The organism is Kitasatospora sp. Ki12 (assembly GCF_054601375.1).
Map to the genome: position 1 here is coordinate 123,639 of NZ_BAAIHT010000005.1, position 15,670 is coordinate 139,308.

At 72.7% G+C, this 15,670-nt stretch carries 20 protein-coding genes; 13 read left to right on the forward strand and 7 right to left on the reverse strand.

What is annotated here, in order from left to right:
- The first annotated feature begins 227 nt into the window (after positions 1–227).
- The 4 genes from ACYP53_RS41850 (at position 228) to ACYP53_RS41865 (ending at position 4,339) form a co-directional block, all read left to right on the forward strand.
- A complete protein-coding gene (locus tag ACYP53_RS41850) occupies positions 228–2,015 on the forward strand; it encodes a hypothetical protein (RefSeq protein WP_459651316.1) in 1,788 nt (595 codons plus the stop codon).
- A 209-nt stretch (positions 2,016–2,224) separates the two neighbouring features.
- Positions 2,225–2,770: a hypothetical protein gene (locus ACYP53_RS41855; protein WP_459651317.1), complete on the forward strand. Its 546-nt coding sequence runs from the start codon at positions 2,225–2,227 to the stop codon at positions 2,768–2,770.
- Between the two features lie 324 nt (positions 2,771–3,094).
- A complete protein-coding gene (locus tag ACYP53_RS41860; RefSeq protein ID WP_189924306.1) occupies positions 3,095–3,754 on the forward strand; it encodes a hypothetical protein in 660 nt (219 codons plus the stop codon).
- Positions 3,755–3,769: 15 nt separating this feature from the next.
- Positions 3,770–4,339, forward strand: a complete 570-nt coding sequence (locus tag ACYP53_RS41865) for a hypothetical protein (protein WP_459651318.1) — start codon at positions 3,770–3,772, stop codon at positions 4,337–4,339.
- A 167-nt stretch (positions 4,340–4,506) separates the two neighbouring features.
- Here ACYP53_RS41865 and ACYP53_RS41870 read toward each other — a convergent pair whose 3' ends face one another.
- The gene (locus ACYP53_RS41870) at positions 4,507–4,782 is read right to left on the reverse strand and encodes a hypothetical protein (protein ID WP_459651319.1); all 276 of its coding nucleotides are present in this window, start codon (positions 4,780–4,782) and stop codon (positions 4,507–4,509) included.
- Positions 4,779–5,216, reverse strand: a complete 438-nt coding sequence (locus ACYP53_RS41875) for an ATP-binding protein (RefSeq protein WP_459651320.1) — start codon at positions 5,214–5,216, stop codon at positions 4,779–4,781. Before ACYP53_RS41875 ends, ACYP53_RS41870 begins: the two co-directional genes overlap by 4 nt.
- A gap of 235 nt (positions 5,217–5,451) precedes the next feature.
- On the opposite strand from ACYP53_RS41875, the gene ACYP53_RS41880 reads away from it, so the two are divergent.
- The 5 genes from ACYP53_RS41880 (at position 5,452) to ACYP53_RS41900 (ending at position 7,917) form a co-directional block, all read left to right on the forward strand.
- The gene (locus tag ACYP53_RS41880; protein WP_459651321.1) at positions 5,452–6,306 is read left to right on the forward strand and encodes a helix-turn-helix domain-containing protein; all 855 of its coding nucleotides are present in this window, start codon (positions 5,452–5,454) and stop codon (positions 6,304–6,306) included.
- 33 nt (positions 6,307–6,339) lie between these two features.
- Positions 6,340–6,543, forward strand: a complete 204-nt coding sequence (locus ACYP53_RS41885; RefSeq protein WP_459651379.1) for a DUF397 domain-containing protein — start codon at positions 6,340–6,342, stop codon at positions 6,541–6,543.
- Between the two features lie 145 nt (positions 6,544–6,688).
- Positions 6,689–6,979, forward strand: coding sequence for a DUF397 domain-containing protein (locus tag ACYP53_RS41890; RefSeq protein WP_459651322.1), 291 nt, complete (start codon positions 6,689–6,691; stop codon positions 6,977–6,979).
- Positions 6,980–7,047: 68 nt separating this feature from the next.
- The gene (locus ACYP53_RS41895; protein WP_459651323.1) at positions 7,048–7,425 is read left to right on the forward strand and encodes a DUF397 domain-containing protein; all 378 of its coding nucleotides are present in this window, start codon (positions 7,048–7,050) and stop codon (positions 7,423–7,425) included.
- 162 nt (positions 7,426–7,587) lie between these two features.
- Positions 7,588–7,917, forward strand: a complete 330-nt coding sequence (locus ACYP53_RS41900) for a DUF1330 domain-containing protein (protein WP_459651324.1) — start codon at positions 7,588–7,590, stop codon at positions 7,915–7,917.
- A gap of 6 nt (positions 7,918–7,923) precedes the next feature.
- On the opposite strand, the gene ACYP53_RS41905 is transcribed toward ACYP53_RS41900, so the two are convergent.
- A complete protein-coding gene (locus tag ACYP53_RS41905; protein ID WP_459651325.1) occupies positions 7,924–8,880 on the reverse strand; it encodes an NAD-dependent epimerase/dehydratase family protein in 957 nt (318 codons plus the stop codon).
- A 162-nt stretch (positions 8,881–9,042) separates the two neighbouring features.
- Between ACYP53_RS41905 and ACYP53_RS41910 the strand changes: the two genes are divergently transcribed.
- A complete protein-coding gene (locus ACYP53_RS41910) occupies positions 9,043–10,446 on the forward strand; it encodes an ALF repeat-containing protein (RefSeq protein WP_459651326.1) in 1,404 nt (467 codons plus the stop codon).
- A 74-nt stretch (positions 10,447–10,520) separates the two neighbouring features.
- On the opposite strand, the gene ACYP53_RS41915 is transcribed toward ACYP53_RS41910, so the two are convergent.
- Both ACYP53_RS41915 and ACYP53_RS41920 read right to left on the reverse strand, forming a co-directional pair.
- Positions 10,521–10,787 (reverse strand): hypothetical protein, encoded by a 267-nt coding sequence (locus ACYP53_RS41915; RefSeq protein WP_189926800.1) that lies wholly within the window; start codon positions 10,785–10,787, stop codon positions 10,521–10,523.
- Positions 10,788–10,790: 3 nt separating this feature from the next.
- Positions 10,791–10,991 (reverse strand): hypothetical protein, encoded by a 201-nt coding sequence (locus ACYP53_RS41920; RefSeq protein WP_189926802.1) that lies wholly within the window; start codon positions 10,989–10,991, stop codon positions 10,791–10,793.
- A 133-nt stretch (positions 10,992–11,124) separates the two neighbouring features.
- Between ACYP53_RS41920 and ACYP53_RS41925 the strand changes: the two genes are divergently transcribed.
- Both ACYP53_RS41925 and ACYP53_RS41930 read left to right on the forward strand, forming a co-directional pair.
- Positions 11,125–11,646 (forward strand): peptidylprolyl isomerase, encoded by a 522-nt coding sequence (locus ACYP53_RS41925; RefSeq protein ID WP_459651327.1) that lies wholly within the window; start codon positions 11,125–11,127, stop codon positions 11,644–11,646.
- A gap of 5 nt (positions 11,647–11,651) precedes the next feature.
- A complete protein-coding gene (locus ACYP53_RS41930) occupies positions 11,652–12,071 on the forward strand; it encodes a hypothetical protein (RefSeq protein WP_459651328.1) in 420 nt (139 codons plus the stop codon).
- 51 nt (positions 12,072–12,122) lie between these two features.
- Here the strand turns inward: ACYP53_RS41930 and ACYP53_RS41935 are convergent, their stop codons facing one another.
- Positions 12,123–13,229, reverse strand: a complete 1,107-nt coding sequence (locus ACYP53_RS41935; protein ID WP_459651329.1) for an RICIN domain-containing protein — start codon at positions 13,227–13,229, stop codon at positions 12,123–12,125.
- Between the two features lie 47 nt (positions 13,230–13,276).
- Positions 13,277–14,413, reverse strand: a complete 1,137-nt coding sequence (locus ACYP53_RS41940) for an alpha/beta hydrolase (protein WP_459651330.1) — start codon at positions 14,411–14,413, stop codon at positions 13,277–13,279.
- Positions 14,414–14,681: 268 nt separating this feature from the next.
- Here ACYP53_RS41940 and ACYP53_RS41945 point away from each other — a divergent pair, with 268 nt between their 5' ends.
- Positions 14,682–15,665, forward strand: a complete 984-nt coding sequence (locus ACYP53_RS41945; protein ID WP_189926809.1) for a transcriptional regulator — start codon at positions 14,682–14,684, stop codon at positions 15,663–15,665.
- Positions 15,666–15,670 lie beyond the last annotated feature (5 nt).

Here is a 15,670-nt window from a genome sequence, read left to right on the forward strand (position 1 = left end):
AGGAACGCGACCGCGCGTCCGGCCGCCGCCGGCGTGTCAGCACGGCCGCGTCCTTGCTCCGACCGGGTGATCCGAACGACCCGTCCGGCGGCGGCCGTTGCCCCGTCCGGCGGCACGTCGTTAACGCCCACGAGGTACCCGAGGGCCCTCCCGCCCGGACCGGCGGCGGCCCGAACTCCCCGGACCCGAACTCCCGGACAGGACAGGAACGGAACACCATGGCGGACGTGGCGACGACGGCCCCCGAGACGCTGCCCCCCGACGCCGTGGCACCCGCCGAGCCGGAGGACGGGCGGCCGGAAGAGCGGCAGCCGCAAGGCCCGCGCCGGCCCACCCGTTCCCGCCTACCCGCCCGTTCCCGCCGCAGGGCCCTCGCCGTCGCCGGCGAGGCCGCCGTCTCCACCGGTGTCGCCCTCGGCTTCACCCTCTGGGCCCGCACCGTCGACGTCGACCCGCTCATCCGGATCGGCCAGGTCAGCGGCCTCGCCACCCTGCAGTTCCGGGCCGCCCTGATCGCCCTGCCCGTCCTGGCCGCCGTCCTCTACGCCGCACACCGCGCCTCCCGGCGCCACTTCCAGCACGCCCTGCGGTTCGGCTGCGCCGTCGTCGCCGGACTCGGCACCGGCATCGTCGCCGGCGGCATCACCGTCGCCCTGCACGGCACCCCCTGGGACCTCGGCGGCCAGGACGGCGACCCGGCCGGCCTCCAGGGCTACGCCGTGTCCTTCCTGCGCGGCGAGGGACTGCCCGGCATCTACCCGCCCGGCTTCATCGTGCTGCTCGCCGAATGGACCAGGTACCTGCGCCACGGCCAGGTCGGCTACGCCCTCCAGGACCTCCAGCTCCTCCTCAGCGCCCTCCTCGGCCCCGCCTGCTACCTCGCCTGGCGCACCCTGCTGCGCCCCGGATGGGCCCTGGCCGTGGCCCTGCCCGCCGCCATCGTCTTCCTGGACCCGATCCGGCCCTACAGCCACCTGGTGATGGTGGTCCTCCTGCCGGTCCTCGCCCGGCTGCTGACCGAACTCACCCGCGCGCCCGGCCGCCCGCCGCGCTCGGCGGCACTGCGCGGGGCACTCCTCGGCGGGGCGCTGGGGCTGCTCTTCCTCACCTACTGCGGCTGGTTCGTCTGGACCGGCCCCGGCGCATTGGTCGCGGTGGCGGCCCTCTTCCCGTGGCGCGGCGGCCGGGCGGCGGTGCTGCGCGCCGGGGCCCTGCTGGCCGCCGCGGCCGCCGCGTTCTGCGCGGTCGGATCGCCCCTGCTGCTGCGGATGCTGCAGAACGCCTCGGGCACGGTCGACCGCTACGCGTACTTCGACGTCTACACCGACCCCGCCTACGTCCTCGGCTGGCACCAGGACCGGCCCGGCCGGCTCACCGAACTGCCCTGGCAGCCGACCGGCGAACTCGCCGGCCAGGGCACCTTCACCCTCCTGCTGCTCGCCGGAGCGGCCGTGGCGCTCGCCCTCGGCCTGCGCCGGCCGGCGGTGATCGCGGCCCTGTCCTGCCTGGTCAGCGCGTGGCTGCTGCGGTTCTGGTTCGCCGGGCAGATGGAACGCGACCAGGCGGTGATGCTCTACCCCCGCACCACCTGGCAGATCCTCTACGCGCTGATCGCCCTCACCGTCCTCGCCGCGATGCTCGCCACCCGCACCGCCCGCGCCCTGACGGCCCGCACGTTCCCGACGCCGTCACCGACGCTCGGCCGCCGCCTCGCGGCCGGATCCCTGTGCGCCGCCGCCCTGTTCGCCGCCGTGGGCGCCTCCTGGTCGGCCAACCGCTACCAGCCCAGCGACCCCACCCACCAGAACATGGGCCTGGACGCCTGGCGCGCCCACCACCTCCAGCGCACCGACGGCACCTGCTCCCCGTACGCCGCCGCCGGCACCTGCACCGCCCCGCACGACCTGGGCCGCCCGGCCGAGAACACCTACCCGCTGCTGTGGTGCGGCAACATCCCCGCCGAACAGTGGACCGCCTACTGCGGCGCCCCGGCACCCTGGGCGAAGGCCAAGTAGAGCCGGACGGAAGCAGTCCCGGCCGCATCCCTGTCAGCGTCCCCGGCCTGGCCCAGGGGGTCGGCCGGAACCGCTACACGTGCATCGGATACGGCGACCTCGACGCCGCCGGAGCTCCCGTGTTGCAGAAGGCCGAGGTCGTTCCGAACTCGCTCTATGGACCAGAATCCAAGGCCTGGTACAACCCCGGGCTTCAATGAGAGCGATCAGTGGCACACGAATTCGACATCAACAGGCTCCTGGAGCTCATGCCCCCGCCGGACGGAGCCGGCGAATCCGGTGACTGGGCGGCGGCCGAGTCGGCGTGGGGACTGCGGTTCCCGCGCGACTACACCGAGGTCATCACCCGGTACGGGAAGGGGGAGATCGACCGCTCCCTCACCGTCTTCGCCCCCGAGGAGCTGCTGCCCCCGGACGCCCCCGGGACCGGCGTGCGCGGCATGACCGAGGAGGCGCGCTGGCTCTTCGAGGAGGACGGCGAACCCACCGACGAGGTCCGCTCCGCCGAGCAGATCATCGCCTGGGGCGGCTCCTGCACCGCCGACACCCTCGGCTGGCTGGCCGTCGGCGACGACCCCGACGCCTGGCCGGTCCTGGTCCTCGGCCGCAACGGCGGCGCGCCCCTGATCTTCGACATGGGGATGGCCGAGTTCCTCCACGGGGTGCTCTCCGGCGAGATCAGCCCGAGCCCTATCGGCGCCGTCGTCACCTGGGGCGAACAGCCGCCCCGCTTCGTCCACTGGAGCGCCGAGTAACACCAGCACACCAGAGCGCCCCGCCCCCACCACACCGGGGGCGGGGCGCTCGGCTGCTGTCGGCCCACCCGGTGCCGGTGAGGTGGTGCCGGAACCGTGTCGACCAAGATCGACGAGGCCGACGAACTGCCGCCCGACATAGCGGAATTGCGTTCCTTGCGTACTCCGGCAAGGAGCGGCCCCGGTCATTCCACGGCGCGATCGGGCCAACAACCCGAGTCACCGGCGACCCGTGGGACTCCCCTGGCTACCGTCGCTTCCGTCTGTCACACGGCCCGGGCACGGGGCCTGGGGGAAGCTGTGGCAGTCGAGGGGGGAGAAACTGTGAGGCTTTCACGTTTCAGCCAGGCGATCACCATGGGGGTGGCGGCCTGCGCGCTCGCCACGGTCTGCGTCGGCACCGCTCAGGCGGATCCGTCGCCCGGCCGGACCGCCTCCGTGGCCCAGCCGTCGAAGCACGTACCGCCCGCCGGTGCGAAGGTCGCCAAGATGACGGTCCGCGGCGTCGACCGGCAGGTCGCGGAATCGCACGGTTTCAAGGTGGTGACCGGCCCGGACGGCACCCAGCACGTGGTCCCGACCGCTGCGGCCACCAACCCGGACGGCAGTCCGTACAAGGCGACGACGGCCAAGGCGACGACGACGTTCAGCCCCGACAACGTGGTCGAGGGCAACTGCGGCGACTCCTACCTGTGGGTCCACGCCGTGGGCGGTTACGTCTCGGAGATCGAGACCGGCTTCGACCTCAACATGGGCGCGGTCGCCTACCACTGGCAGGTCAACAGGTCCGACACGTGGGGCTCCGACTCCCACTCGTGGGGCGGCGGCCTGGGAGTGGACACGTCCTGGCACGGTGAGTGGGACGTGCGCAGCGGCGGGGCGACCTGGGAGACCGCAGGCGTCGTTCCGTCCAGTGACGCGCTGCTGTGGGACGGTGAGATCTGTTCCAGCGGTGGGCCCAGCGACACCGAGTGGATCTTCTGACGGGAGAATGACCGGATGGTGACGATGTCGGGCGCGCCGTGGTCGGTGGCCTTGGACTACTCGCACGACGTGGCCTTCGCGCTGGCGGTCCGCGACGCGCTCGGCATCACCGATCCGCAGGGCCTGCCGGCGCTCGATCCGCCGCAGGCCCTGGCCGTCGACTCGGCCGTGCTGGCCGACGGCGGCTCCGAAGAGCTCTGGCAGCGCTGGTGGAGCCGCGCGCTCGACGCCACCCGGCGTGAGGAGGCGGGCGCTCCGGCGCTGCCGGAGGGCCTGCTCGGCCGGGTCGTCGAGGAGAACTTCGCCGCCCTTCACCACTGGAGTGGCGCGCGCAAACGCGAGGTCGCTCGCGTCACCCGACCCACTCACGCTGTTCCCCGTCTGCGGGACGCCCTGCGCGAGCATGAGCGGGCCAGCGGCGTCCGAATGGGCGGATTCCGGCTGCGGGTGACCGCGTTGCCTGTCGCCGGCCCGGTCTTCCTCCCGCTCGACGAAGAGCGGATCCTCGTCAGCATCACGGTGCTGTCCGACCGTGCGGACTATCTCGCGCGCCTCCTGGCGCACGTCGGCCGGACGTCCGACTGAGCCGGCCGACCCGGTGCCGGGCGGGCACGGGCCGACTGGCGACCCCTGACCGGCGGGCCCAGGAGCTGACGCACGCCGTCTCGTCCGGCGGCCGGGTGCCCAGCGCCCGGCCGCCGGTGGGGTTTTCCGTCCCCGCCCGGCGTTCGCGCCGGGCGGGGACGGGGGGTTCAGGGGTGGTGGGTGGTGATGGTGATCGGGTGGGCGGTCCAGTCGGTCATGCCGCCGACGTAGAGGGTGGTGCTCCAGCTGCCGCCCCGGGCGAGGCAGCGGGCGACGCCCTGGCCGCCGCCGGGGCCGATGCAGATCCGGATGTAGTCCCGGTGGGCCTCCCGGACGGGGAGTTCCCGCACCCGCTCCCACAGGACGGGCAGGGCGTGGTCGAGGCCGGGGAAGAGGGCGGGCGCCATGATGCCTGTGATCTCGGCCCGGACGACGGTGGTCACGCGGCGCTCTCCTCGGGGCTGACGTGGCACCAGACGAACTTGCCGATCCCGCCCTCGCGCGGGCAGCAGCCCCAGCTGCGGGCCAACTCGTGGACGAGGAGCAGGCCCCGGCCGGTCTCGGCGCAGACGGGCGCGTCGCGGAGCACGGGCTTCTCGCTGTCGGCGTCGTGCACCTCGATGCGGAGGGTGCCGTCCGGGGCGAGGTGGAAGCGGACGTGGATCAGCCGGTCGCGCGGGAATCGGGCGTGCTGGACGGCGTTGGTGACCAGCTCGCTGACGAGCAACTCGCCGGTCGGGAGGATGAGTTCGCCGATGGGGAAGGGGGAGAGGAAGTCGCGGAGCCGCTGCCGGGCGAGGCTGGGGGAGGTTCGGCTACGGGGCAGCCGGCAGGTCGATTCGGTGGGGGCGGGGGAGGGGGAGTCGGTTTCAGACATGGCGGAGCCACCTCCGGAGTGTGCGGGGTGAAGACGGCCGAGGAGGGCATGGGGATGCCCGGGTGATGAGCCCGCCATGATCACGCTGTGTGGCAGTACTCACTACTCCAGGTAGCATGCACCTGTGTTGGTGCAACCTGCAAGTGGGACTTCTGCAACGATGCATGTATGGCTACGCTGGATTGACGAATCGTCACAAGGCAGACTGGGGTTCGTCAGGTGAGAGGACTTGCGCATGGCCGATGAACCGAAGCCGACCGTCCGTGCCCGCCGACTCGGATCGGAGCTTCGCCGCCTCCGCGAAGCCGTGAACAAGGGGACGGAGGATGCGGCGCAGGCCCTTGCCTGTTCCCGCGCCAAGATCAGCCGCATAGAGACCGGCGCGTCCGGCGTTCGCCGACTGGACCTCGGGATCCTGCTGGACCTGTACGGGGTGGTCGGCAAGGAGCGCGATGCTCTTGAGGGGCTGGCGAGAGACAGCAAGAAGCGCGGATGGTGGCACGACTACGGCGACACGATCCCCTCGGCCTATGTCGATGTTCTCGGGCTGGAAGACGATGCCCGGTACATCCGCATGTGGCAGACCATGGTCGTCCCCGGCTTGTTGCAGACGAAGGGCTACGCCAGGGCGCTCCTGGAAGCCAATCCGGCTGCGGTGCGACCGGAGCGCATCGATCAGTTGGTCGAGATTCGGATGGAGCGCAAGGAGGTCCTCGCGAAGCCGGATCCGGCCCGGTTCTGGGCGATCATCTGGGAGCCTGTACTCAGGTGCCCGGTGGGAGGGGCGGAGGTTCACAGGGAGCAGTTGGAGCACTTGTCGGAGATGGCGCAGCTTCCCAACGTCACCTTGCAAGTGGTGCCGTTGGACGTGGGTGCGACTGCCGGTGCGTGTGGCGCCTTCGTGATGTACGGCTTCTCCGACTCGCCCACCGCCGGAGCGGTGTTCCTGGAGACACTGACAAGCAGCCACTACCTGGAGCAGCAGGGTGAACTGGATGGCTATGGGTTGGTCTTCGAGTACTTGCGATCAGCTGCTCTGAACCCCAAGGAGTCGCTGGATATGATCGCGGCCATCGCTGCGGCGACATGACGATGAGAACAGAAGAGGTGTGACCACGTGACTGTGCCGGAGAGTGGCGCTCGGGGTTGGTACAAGAGTAGCTACAGTGCCCAGGCGAACGAGTGCGTAGAGGCCCGGCAGTCGGTGTTGAGCGGGATGGCCGTCCGGGATTCGAAGGACCCGAACGGGCCTGCTCTGCTGTTCCCCGCCAATGCGTGGTCCTCGTTCCTCGCGGGGCTCAAGGGCGGGGAGTTTCCGGCGGGCTGAAGCGCACGGAGAGTTGCCCCGCACGGGCTCTGGCTGTGCGGGGCTTCTGCCTGCTACCTCTGGGCAGGGCGCCCGGCTGACAGTCTCGACATGATCGCTCGGGAGCGGCACGAGCTGTGCCGCTAAGCGCGTAGAGGGGTAGGAGATGCTCGCATCAGATTTCGGCAACGTCCTGTGGCGCAAGAGCAGCTACAGCGGGCAGGGCGGCGATTGCATCGAAGCGGCAGAGCTTCCGTCGGCGGTCGCTGGCGATGAGTGGCAGAAGAGCAGCTACAGCGCTCAGGCGAACGATTGTGTGGAGACCGGCCGGTCGGTGCCGGGTGGAATGGCTGTCCGGGACTCGAAGGATCCGAGCGGTCCGACCCTTCGGTTCACCGCAGAGGCCTGGGCTGCCTTCGTCGGCGGCGTGAAGGCCGGCGAGCTCTCGGACGGGTAGACGGGTCTCGGCGGGGAACGTTCGGGTGCGGCGGTAGCTGTGCCGCCGTCGGCTATCGGAGGGTGGGCATGCTCGCATCGGACTTCGGCGACGTTCTGTGGCACAGGAGCAGTTACAGCGGTCAGGGCGGTAATTGCGTCGAGATCGCCGGCTGTGTGCCGGTCCCCGGCCCGGGGATCAACTGGCGGAAGTCCTCCCGCTCGGGTGCGCAGAGCAACTGTGTTGAGGTGGCCGACCTCATGCATGTCCATGGCGCCGGGCTTGATTGGCGCAAGTCGTCCCACTCCGGTGCGCAGAGCGAATGCGTGGAGATGGCCAGTGGCGCGACCGGTGTCGTGCCGGTGCGGGGCTCGAAGGACCCGCATGGTCCTGTGCTGCTGTTCCCTGCCGATGCGTGGTCCTCGTTCCTCGCGGGGGTCAAGGGCGGGGAGTTTCCCGTCGGCTGAGGCGCACGAGGTCGCCCCGCACGGGCTGTGGCCGTGCGGGGCACCTGCGGTCTCGTACGTAGGGCCTACCTATGCGTGACGGATTCGGCTGCCACCGTCTCCGTCCTACTGTCGGGACGTCAGCAGGAAAAGCCCGCGACGACCCCCCCAGGAGCAGCAGCCATGACCGCCTACGCCATCGCCCAGGTCCACTCGGTGGAGTTCGGCCCCGACATCGTCGAGTACCTGGAGCGGATCGACGCCACGCTCGACCCGTTCGGCGGGCGCTTCATCGTCCACGGTGGTGCGTACGAGACCGTCGAGGGGCGTTGGGGCACGGGCGGGACGATCGTCATCGCGTTCCCCGACTTCGAGCGGGCCCGGGCCTGGTGGGACTCGCCCGCGTACCGGGAGATCCTGCCGCTGCGCACCCGGCACATGGTCGCCGACATCATCCTGATCGACGGTGTGCCGGGTGACGGCTACCGCGGGGCGGACGCGCTCAAGCACTGAGGCCTGTCAGGCGCCCAGCCGTTCGCGCCACCAGGCCACCGTGGCCTTCACCTGCTCCTCCAGTGGCGTGGCCCGGGCCGTGAACGCGCTCTCGTACGCGGTGGCGTCCACGACGAACGGGTGGTCGAACTGGTAGCGGGTTTCGCGCAGTTCGCGCAGCAGGGGGGAGAACAGGCCGGCCGCGCCGAGGAGGACGGGGGACAGGCGGCGCACCGTCACCGGGGTGGTGCCGGCTTCGGCGGCGAGGTGGCCGACCATCGCCCGCACCGAGGCGGCGGGGGCGGTGGGCACGTGCCAGGCCCGGCCCCAGGCGCGTTCGTCGCCCGCGACCTCGGCCAACGCCCGTGCCACGTCCGGCAGGTAGGTCCAGCTGTGCGGGGCGTCCGGGTCGCCGAGGGTGGCGACGGGGCGGCCCTTGAGCAGGTTGGGCATGACGCGGGCGGACAGGTGGCCGCTGTCGGTGACGCCCGGGCCGAAGAAGTCGGAGGCGCGTACCTCCACGGCCCGGATCCGCCCGGCCTCGTGCAGGGCCAGGGCCTGCTCCCAGGCCGCCGCGCGGACGCGGCCCTTGGGGCCGGTCGCGGCGAGCGGCAGGTCCTCGGTCAGCGGGCGGCTGGGGTCGGCCTGCGGCCCGTAGCCGTACAGGTTGCCGAGCATGACCAGGACGGCGCCGCTGTCCTCGGCGGCCGCGCACAGGGCGGAGGCCAGGGCCGGCCAGCGGTCGGCCCACTGGGGCAGCGGCGGTGCGGCGCAGCCGTGGATGGCGGCGGCGCCCTGGGCGGCCCGGGAGAGCGCGGCGGGGTCGCTCGCGTCGAGGGCGAGGTGGTCGACGCCTTCGACGCTCTGCTGTCCGGCGGGACCTCCGGTGCGGGTGACGACCCGTACCTCGTGGCCCTGTTCGGCCAGCAGGCGGGCGGTGGCGGCCCCGGCGGGCCCGTGTCCGACGACGAGATGGAAGCTCACCGGCCCCACCCTATCCAGGCCGTGGGCGGGGCAACGCGGCGGTGGTGGGGTGGCGGTGGGGGCATGTGATTATTCGGTATGGGAAGCGTAAAAGACGATCTATGCTGTCGGGGTTCATGATCCTCACGCGAAGTAAGGTCCGCCGCATTGAAGCTGCCCCGGGTGTCCGCCGTCGTCGCGGCCGCCGTCCTGGCCCCCGCCGTCCTCTTCCCCTCGACGGCCTCCGCCGCCGACGCCCCGCAGCCGGCCGGCGTCTCGGGTCCTGACACCGCCTCGGGCTCGGCACCCGACACGGCGTCGGACACCGTGAAGGAGACGGCGAAGGACGCCGGCAAGGACACGCCGAAGGACGCCGGTCAGCCGACCGACCAGGAGAAGAAGGACCGCGCCGAGATCGAGCGCCTCCTCGCCGACCCGGCCAGCGGGCCCAAGGTGCGCGAGACCGCCGAGAAGGCGCTCAAGGGCACCGCCGCCGAGCTGCGGACCTATCTGGAGACCGGACTCGAGGCCGCCCGCCAGACCGACAACCGGCTGCTGGTCGTCCAGATCTCGGACCGCGGCGGCCCGGCGGTGCGCAAGGCCGCCGACAAGGCACTGCGCGGCACCTACCAGGACATCCTCGACTTCCTGAAGACCGGTCAGTACGTGGCCCGGGTCGAGGACCAGGACCGGGCCGAGGTCGAGCGCATCCTCGCCGACAAGGACAGCGGGCCCGGTGTGCGCGAGGCGGCGGAGAAGGCGCTCAAGGGCACCGCCGCCGACCTGCGGCACTTCCTGGAGGTCGAGCTCGGCCAGCAGCGCAAGACCGACAACCGGGTGAAGGTCTTCCAGATCCTCGGCACGGGCGGCCCGGCCGTGCAGAAGGCCGCCAAGGCCGCCCTCCTCGGCACCGACGAGGACGTGGCCGAGTTCCTGAAGACCGGTCAGTACGTGGCCCGGGTCGAGGACCAGGACCGGGCCGAGGTCGAGCGCATCCTCGCCGACAAGGACAGCGGGCCCGGTGTGCGCGAGGCGGCGGAGAAGGCGCTCAAGGGCACCGCCGCCGACCTGCGGCACTTCCTGGAGGTCGACCTGGCCAAGCAGCGCGGCGACGACAACCGGGTCAAGGTCTCCCAGATCATGGCCACCGGCGGCCCGGCCGTGCGCGAGGCCGCCGGCAAGGCGCTGGACGGCGGCGACGCGGCCGTCCTGGCCTTCCTCACGGACGGCTGGGCCAAGGCCCGCGCCGTGGACGAGGCCGCCGCGGCGGCGTCCGGCAACGGGAACGGCAACGGCTCCGGGAACGGCTCCAGCACCGGCGCCACTGCCCAGGGCGGCGGGCAGGCGCAGGCCGTCCAGCCCGCCGGCCTCACCGGGACCGCCACGGGCGCCAGGACCACCTCGGGCACCGGCACCGGCGGCGGGATCACCACCGTGGGCACCGGAACCGGCTCCGGCTCCGGCTCCGGCTCGCTCGCGGCCACCGGTGCCGACGGGATCGGCTGGGAGGCCGGCGGCGCCGCCGCGGCCCTGGCCGCGGGCGCGGCGCTGGTCGCCGTCTCCCGCCGCCGCGCCACCGAGAGCTGACGCCGGGAAAGTCGTTCCCCGCGCGTCCCCGGCCGCCGCCCGCCACCACGGGCGGCGGCCGGGGACGCGGCGTGTCAGTCGCCGGGGTCGGCGAACCGGCGCTCCATCCGCTCGCGCCACCGGGCCGCGTTACTGCCGTCCAGCTGCCCGGCGAAGGCGCGCCGGGCCGCCTCGACCAGGGCCGGCGGCACGTCGGGGCGGGCCATCTCGATGGCCCACAGCGCCTCGTCGGTGTCCGTGTCCAGGCCCAGGCAGCTCGGCACGCCCCGCCCGGCCAGGGTGCCGGCCAGCACCGACTCGAAGACGGCCCGCAGCTGTTCCGGATCCTTCGGTTCCCACATGTCTCAGTCACCGCCGCCGCTGTCGCCCGAGTTCTTGCGACGGTCGCGCCGGTACCTGCGCAGGGCCTCGCCGCTGCGGACCGTGAGGGCCGCGACCACCCGGGTCCAGGCCGGTCCGCCCCGGTCGGCCCACACCACGCAGGCGCACCCGGCGACGACCAGCGCCAGCAATCCGATCAGCACCGCGCCGATCACCGCGGTCACCCGCCCTTCGTCCGTACGTCAGGTTCCACGTGGGGATCCTTCCACCCGGTTCGGCCGCGAACCCCGGGTCTGTGCCAGGATGCCGTAGCCGATCTTCCTGGTCACCGCACCAGCCGCACCCGAGGAGTCACCCGTGGCCACTGCCCGGTTCGCCACCCTGCACACCACGGCGGGCCCGATCCGCCTGGAGCTGTTCCCGTTCCACGCGCCGAAGACGGTCCGCAACTTCGTCGAACTCGCCGAGGGCACCCGGGAGTACACCGACCCGCGCACCGGTGAGCCGGGCAGCGGCCCGTACTACGACGGCACGCTCTTCCACCGGGTGATCAAGGGCTTCATGATCCAGGGCGGCGACCCGACCGGCGCCGGCACCGGCGGGCCGGGCTACGCCTTCGCGGACGAGTTCCACCCGGAGCTGTTCTTCACCAAGCCGTACCTGCTCGCGATGGCCAACTCCGGCCCGGGCACCAACGGTTCGCAGTTCTTCGTCACGGTGGGCACGCCCGCGCACCTCAACCGCAAGCACACCATCTTCGGCCAGGTCGCCGACGCGGCCTCCAAGGCCGTGGTGGACGCGATCGCCACCGCCCCCACCGAGGACGACCGCCCGGTGACGGACGTGGTGGTCGAGTCCGTCGAGATCACCTGGTCCTGATCGCGATGACCCCCGACCCGGCGCAGAGCTTCCCGCAGCACCCGATCCGCGGGGTGCAGGCCCGCTACGTCCGCCAGAGCGGCTGCCCCTGCGACGTGGCGATCGTCACCGTGGACTTCGAGCCGTGGGAGGAGGGCGTGCACCTGGAGGTGGCGCCGGACGCCACGGTGCGCGGCGACTCCGATCCGCACTACCTGGCGCTGTTCCACGCGGCGCTGGCCGAGGGGGTGCGCGAGGAGCTGGCCGAGCGGGCGCCGGGACGGGCGGTGGCGCTGGCGGTGGTGGTGCACTTCACCGTCGTGCACGAGATCGACTCGCGCGAGCACTCCTTCCGGGTGGCCGGACGGCTGGCCGCGCGCGAGGCCCTGGCGCGCGAGGCCCTGGCGCGCGAGGCCCTGGCCCGGGAGGACGGCGTCACGCGATAGCGGACGGCCGCCGCCCGTAGCGCGGGCGGCGGCCGTGGAGAGCAGGATGCGTCAGCTGCAGCTGGTGAACGTCGGGCTGGTGTTGGCGATGTAGAGGGTCGGCCCGGCGTTGGGGTCGGAGGTCACCGGGATGGTGATGGTGTCGTCGGCGGTCCACGGGATGCCGTGGGCGTCGAACGTCCAGGAGCCGGTCACCTTGCGGGCGACCTCGGCGAGCGTCACCCAGCCGTACTGCTGCGGCGGGACGGTGACGGTGACGGCGTTGTTGACGGTGCGCGAGCCGTTCCAGACGTTGGTGAAGGTGATGGAGGTACCGACCTTCACTCCGAACACGTTCGGGGTGCCGGCGGAGATGTCGCTGCCCAGCGTGCTGCCGAGGGTGCTCGACCAGCCGCTCATGTCGGTCACCGCGAAGTTCTGCTGGACGGTCCCGCTGGTGTTGTTGAACCAGACCGCGGAGGTGCAGATCCGGGGCAGCGGTGCGGCCGGGCCCTCGCTCTGGACGGCCCAGGAGCAGGTGGAGGCGTCCTTCTGGCACTGCTTGGCGGCGTGGTCGACGGCCAGGGTGCGGGCGGCCTGCGGGAAGCCGGTGGCCCACTGCTGGTTGGCGGTGCCGTTGCAGGCGTACTGGTCGGTCCAGGCGTCGTCGTACTGGGCGCCGTTGAGGAGGTCCAGGCAGGTGTTGTCGCCCGCGTGGCGGATGAAGAACGCGTCGCCGCCGCTGGGGGCGGGCTGCAGGAACCAGCGCTGGCTGGCCTGCCCGGCGCAGGTCTGCTGGCGCAGGACCGGGACGAACCAGGAGGCCAGGTCGATGCACTTGCCGGTGTCGTTGTTGACGATGGTGAAGGTGTAGTCGGAGGTGTCGACGTTCAGCCGCCAGGACTGGTGGTAGCCGGGCGCGGAGTTGGTGACGACGTAGACGCCGTCGCCGGTGTTGCCGTTCTGGACGTCGAGCTGGCGGCCGTTGCCGAGCGACTTGATGGTCAGGCACTGCTGCGGGGTCGCGCACGCGGCGGCCGGAGCGGCGGCGGGCGCCGGGGCCGGGGCGGCGTGGGCGGGCGCGGCGGCCAGGCCCAGGGCGGCGCAACAGGTCACCAGGAAGGCCGCGAGCAGGCGCAGCCAGGGCGCCGTACGGCCGGAGGTCGTGGTGGTGGGCAAGGAGGGTGTCCTTTCAGCGGGAGGCGGGAAGGGAGAGGAGAAGGACGTCAGGGCGCGGCGGCGAAGGCCGCTTCCAGGCGCGGGACGTAGTCCACGAGGTCCTGCGCCCAGCAGCCCGCGGTGTGGCCGCCCTGGCAGTCGGCGCCCCAGCCGGTGCCGTCGCCGTAGTCGACGTAGTGGTACGGCAGTTGGAGGGCGTCCAGGCGGTCCTTGAGGCGCTTGGCGGTGCCCTCGGCCCAGAACTCCATGTCGGCGGGGTTGCCCTTGCCGTTGCCGGTGTAGACGGCGATGCCGGTGTGGGCGAGCGCGGCCGCCCGGGAGACCGGGTCGGCGGCGTTCCAGCGCCAGTCGGCGTTGAACACCGGGTACGGGGTGCCGAAGAGCGCGTCGCTGGAGACGGTGGGCCCGTAGTCGAAGCCGCAGGGGCGGCCGTCGCTGGGGCCGCACAGCACGGTGCCGGCGTTGGTCAGCATGGCGACGATCGCGCCGCGCAGGACCATCTGGTCGGCGGACAGGTCGTTGGCGCCGGACATGGTGAGGACCTGGCCGAACAGGTCGGGGCGGTCCTGGGCGTAGTGCAGGGCGCCGAAGCCGCCCATGGACAGGCCGCCGACGGCCCGGTGGGCGCGGTCGGTGCGGGTGCGCAGGTTGGCGTCGACGAACGGGAGGACCTGGGTGAGGTGGAAGGTCTCCCAGTTCTGCGCGCCGGCGGCGGTGCCCTGGTCGAGCCAGTCGGTGTACCAGCCGCGCAGGCCGCCGTCCGGGATGACGGTGATCATCGACTGGGCGGCGGTCAGGGCGGGGTAGGCGAGCGCCGGGTCGCTCGGGTTGTCCGAGGCGCCGTGCAGGAAGTACAGCACGGGGTAGCGCTTGTCCGGCTGCTGCGCGTAGTCGGCGGGCAGCAGGATCCGGATGGTGTGCTGCCCGGCGACCTTCGGCGTGGTGACGGTGATGACGAAGTTGGTGGCGGTGCCGGTGGCGGTGCCGACCTGGGTCAGCCCGAAGCCGTCGGCCAGCGGCGGCGGGCCGGGCGCGGGCTCGGCGTTTCGGGCGGTGGCGGCGGGCGCGGGCGCGGGGACGGCGGCGGCCGCGGGCGCGGCGAGCAGGAGCAGGCCGGCGGCCAGGGCGGCGACGGCCGTCCGGGCACGCCGCGGCCGGGCGGGCAGGAGCCGGGCTGGGGTCATGGTCGTCCTCGGCCTTCGACGGTCGGTGGGTCCGGGGGCCCGGTGGTGGCGGGCTCGCGTTCCGACAGGGCGTGCTGACGGGGCGTCCTGACGAACCGTCTCACACTGCGTGTCTGAACATCGACAACTTTCGTCACATCGACCGCCCCGGCGCCAGAGCCCGCGGCGGCCCACCTGGGCCACTGGCGCATGTGGGCCACCCGCCCGGGTAGGCTCCTGCGGCCGCCCGACACACCCGGGCGCAGTCCACGATGACCGGGGGGATGTCGTGCACGACGTACTGGATCCGGACTCCGAACGCGGCCGCGTCTACCGCGGCCTGGTCGCCCGGCCGCGGGCCCGGGTCGCCGACCTGGCGCACGGCGCCGGCCTGGACGAGGACACCGTGCTGGCCGTCCTGCGCGACCTCGCCGACGAGGGCGTCGCGGTCGCCTTCGACACCGCCGGCAGCGCCGACGACCGCGACCACGCCTGGGAGGCGCTGCCACCGGGCCGGGTCGTCGAGACGGTGCTGCAACGCGACGCGCTGCGCCAGGCCACCGCCCGCCGGGCCGGCGACGAACTCGAACGCCTCTACCGCTTCGCCCGGCGCGACGCCGGCAGCTACGGCGCGCTGGAGGTGGTCGAGGACCCCGCCGAGGTGCTCGCCGCCAGCCGCCGCCTGCAACTGGCGGCCCGCCACCAGGTACGGGTCATCGACGTGCCGCCGTACTCCGGCAGCCACGCCCACTACGCCGACCAGGAAGTGCTGCAGCGCCGACGGATGGCCGCCGGCGTCGTCTACCGGGCGATCTACCAGGGCTGCGCGTTCGAGGACCCGGTGGCCGGGCCGAACATGGCGCGCATGGTCGAGGCGGGGGAGCAGGCCCGCACCCTGGACGAGCCGCCGCTCAAGCTCGCCATCGGCGACGACGACCTCGCCATCGTCACCCTGCCCGCCGACGACCGCCCCGGCGTCGTCTCCCTGCTGATCCGCCCCTCCGGCCTGCTGAACGCCCTGACCGCCGTCTTCGAGACCCTGTGGCGCCTGGCGGTGCCCGCCACCGTCGTCGGCGTCGACCTGCGCATCGACGAACGCGACCGGCGCATCCTCACCCTGATGGCGGGCGGTTCCACCGACGACGCCATCGCCCGCCGGCTGGGCGTGGGCCGGCGGACCGTGGTGCGCCGCGTCTCCACCCTCCTCGCCCACCTGGGCGCGACCACCCGGTTCCAGGCCGGGGTTCAGGCCGCTCGGCGGGGGTGGTTGTGAGGCGG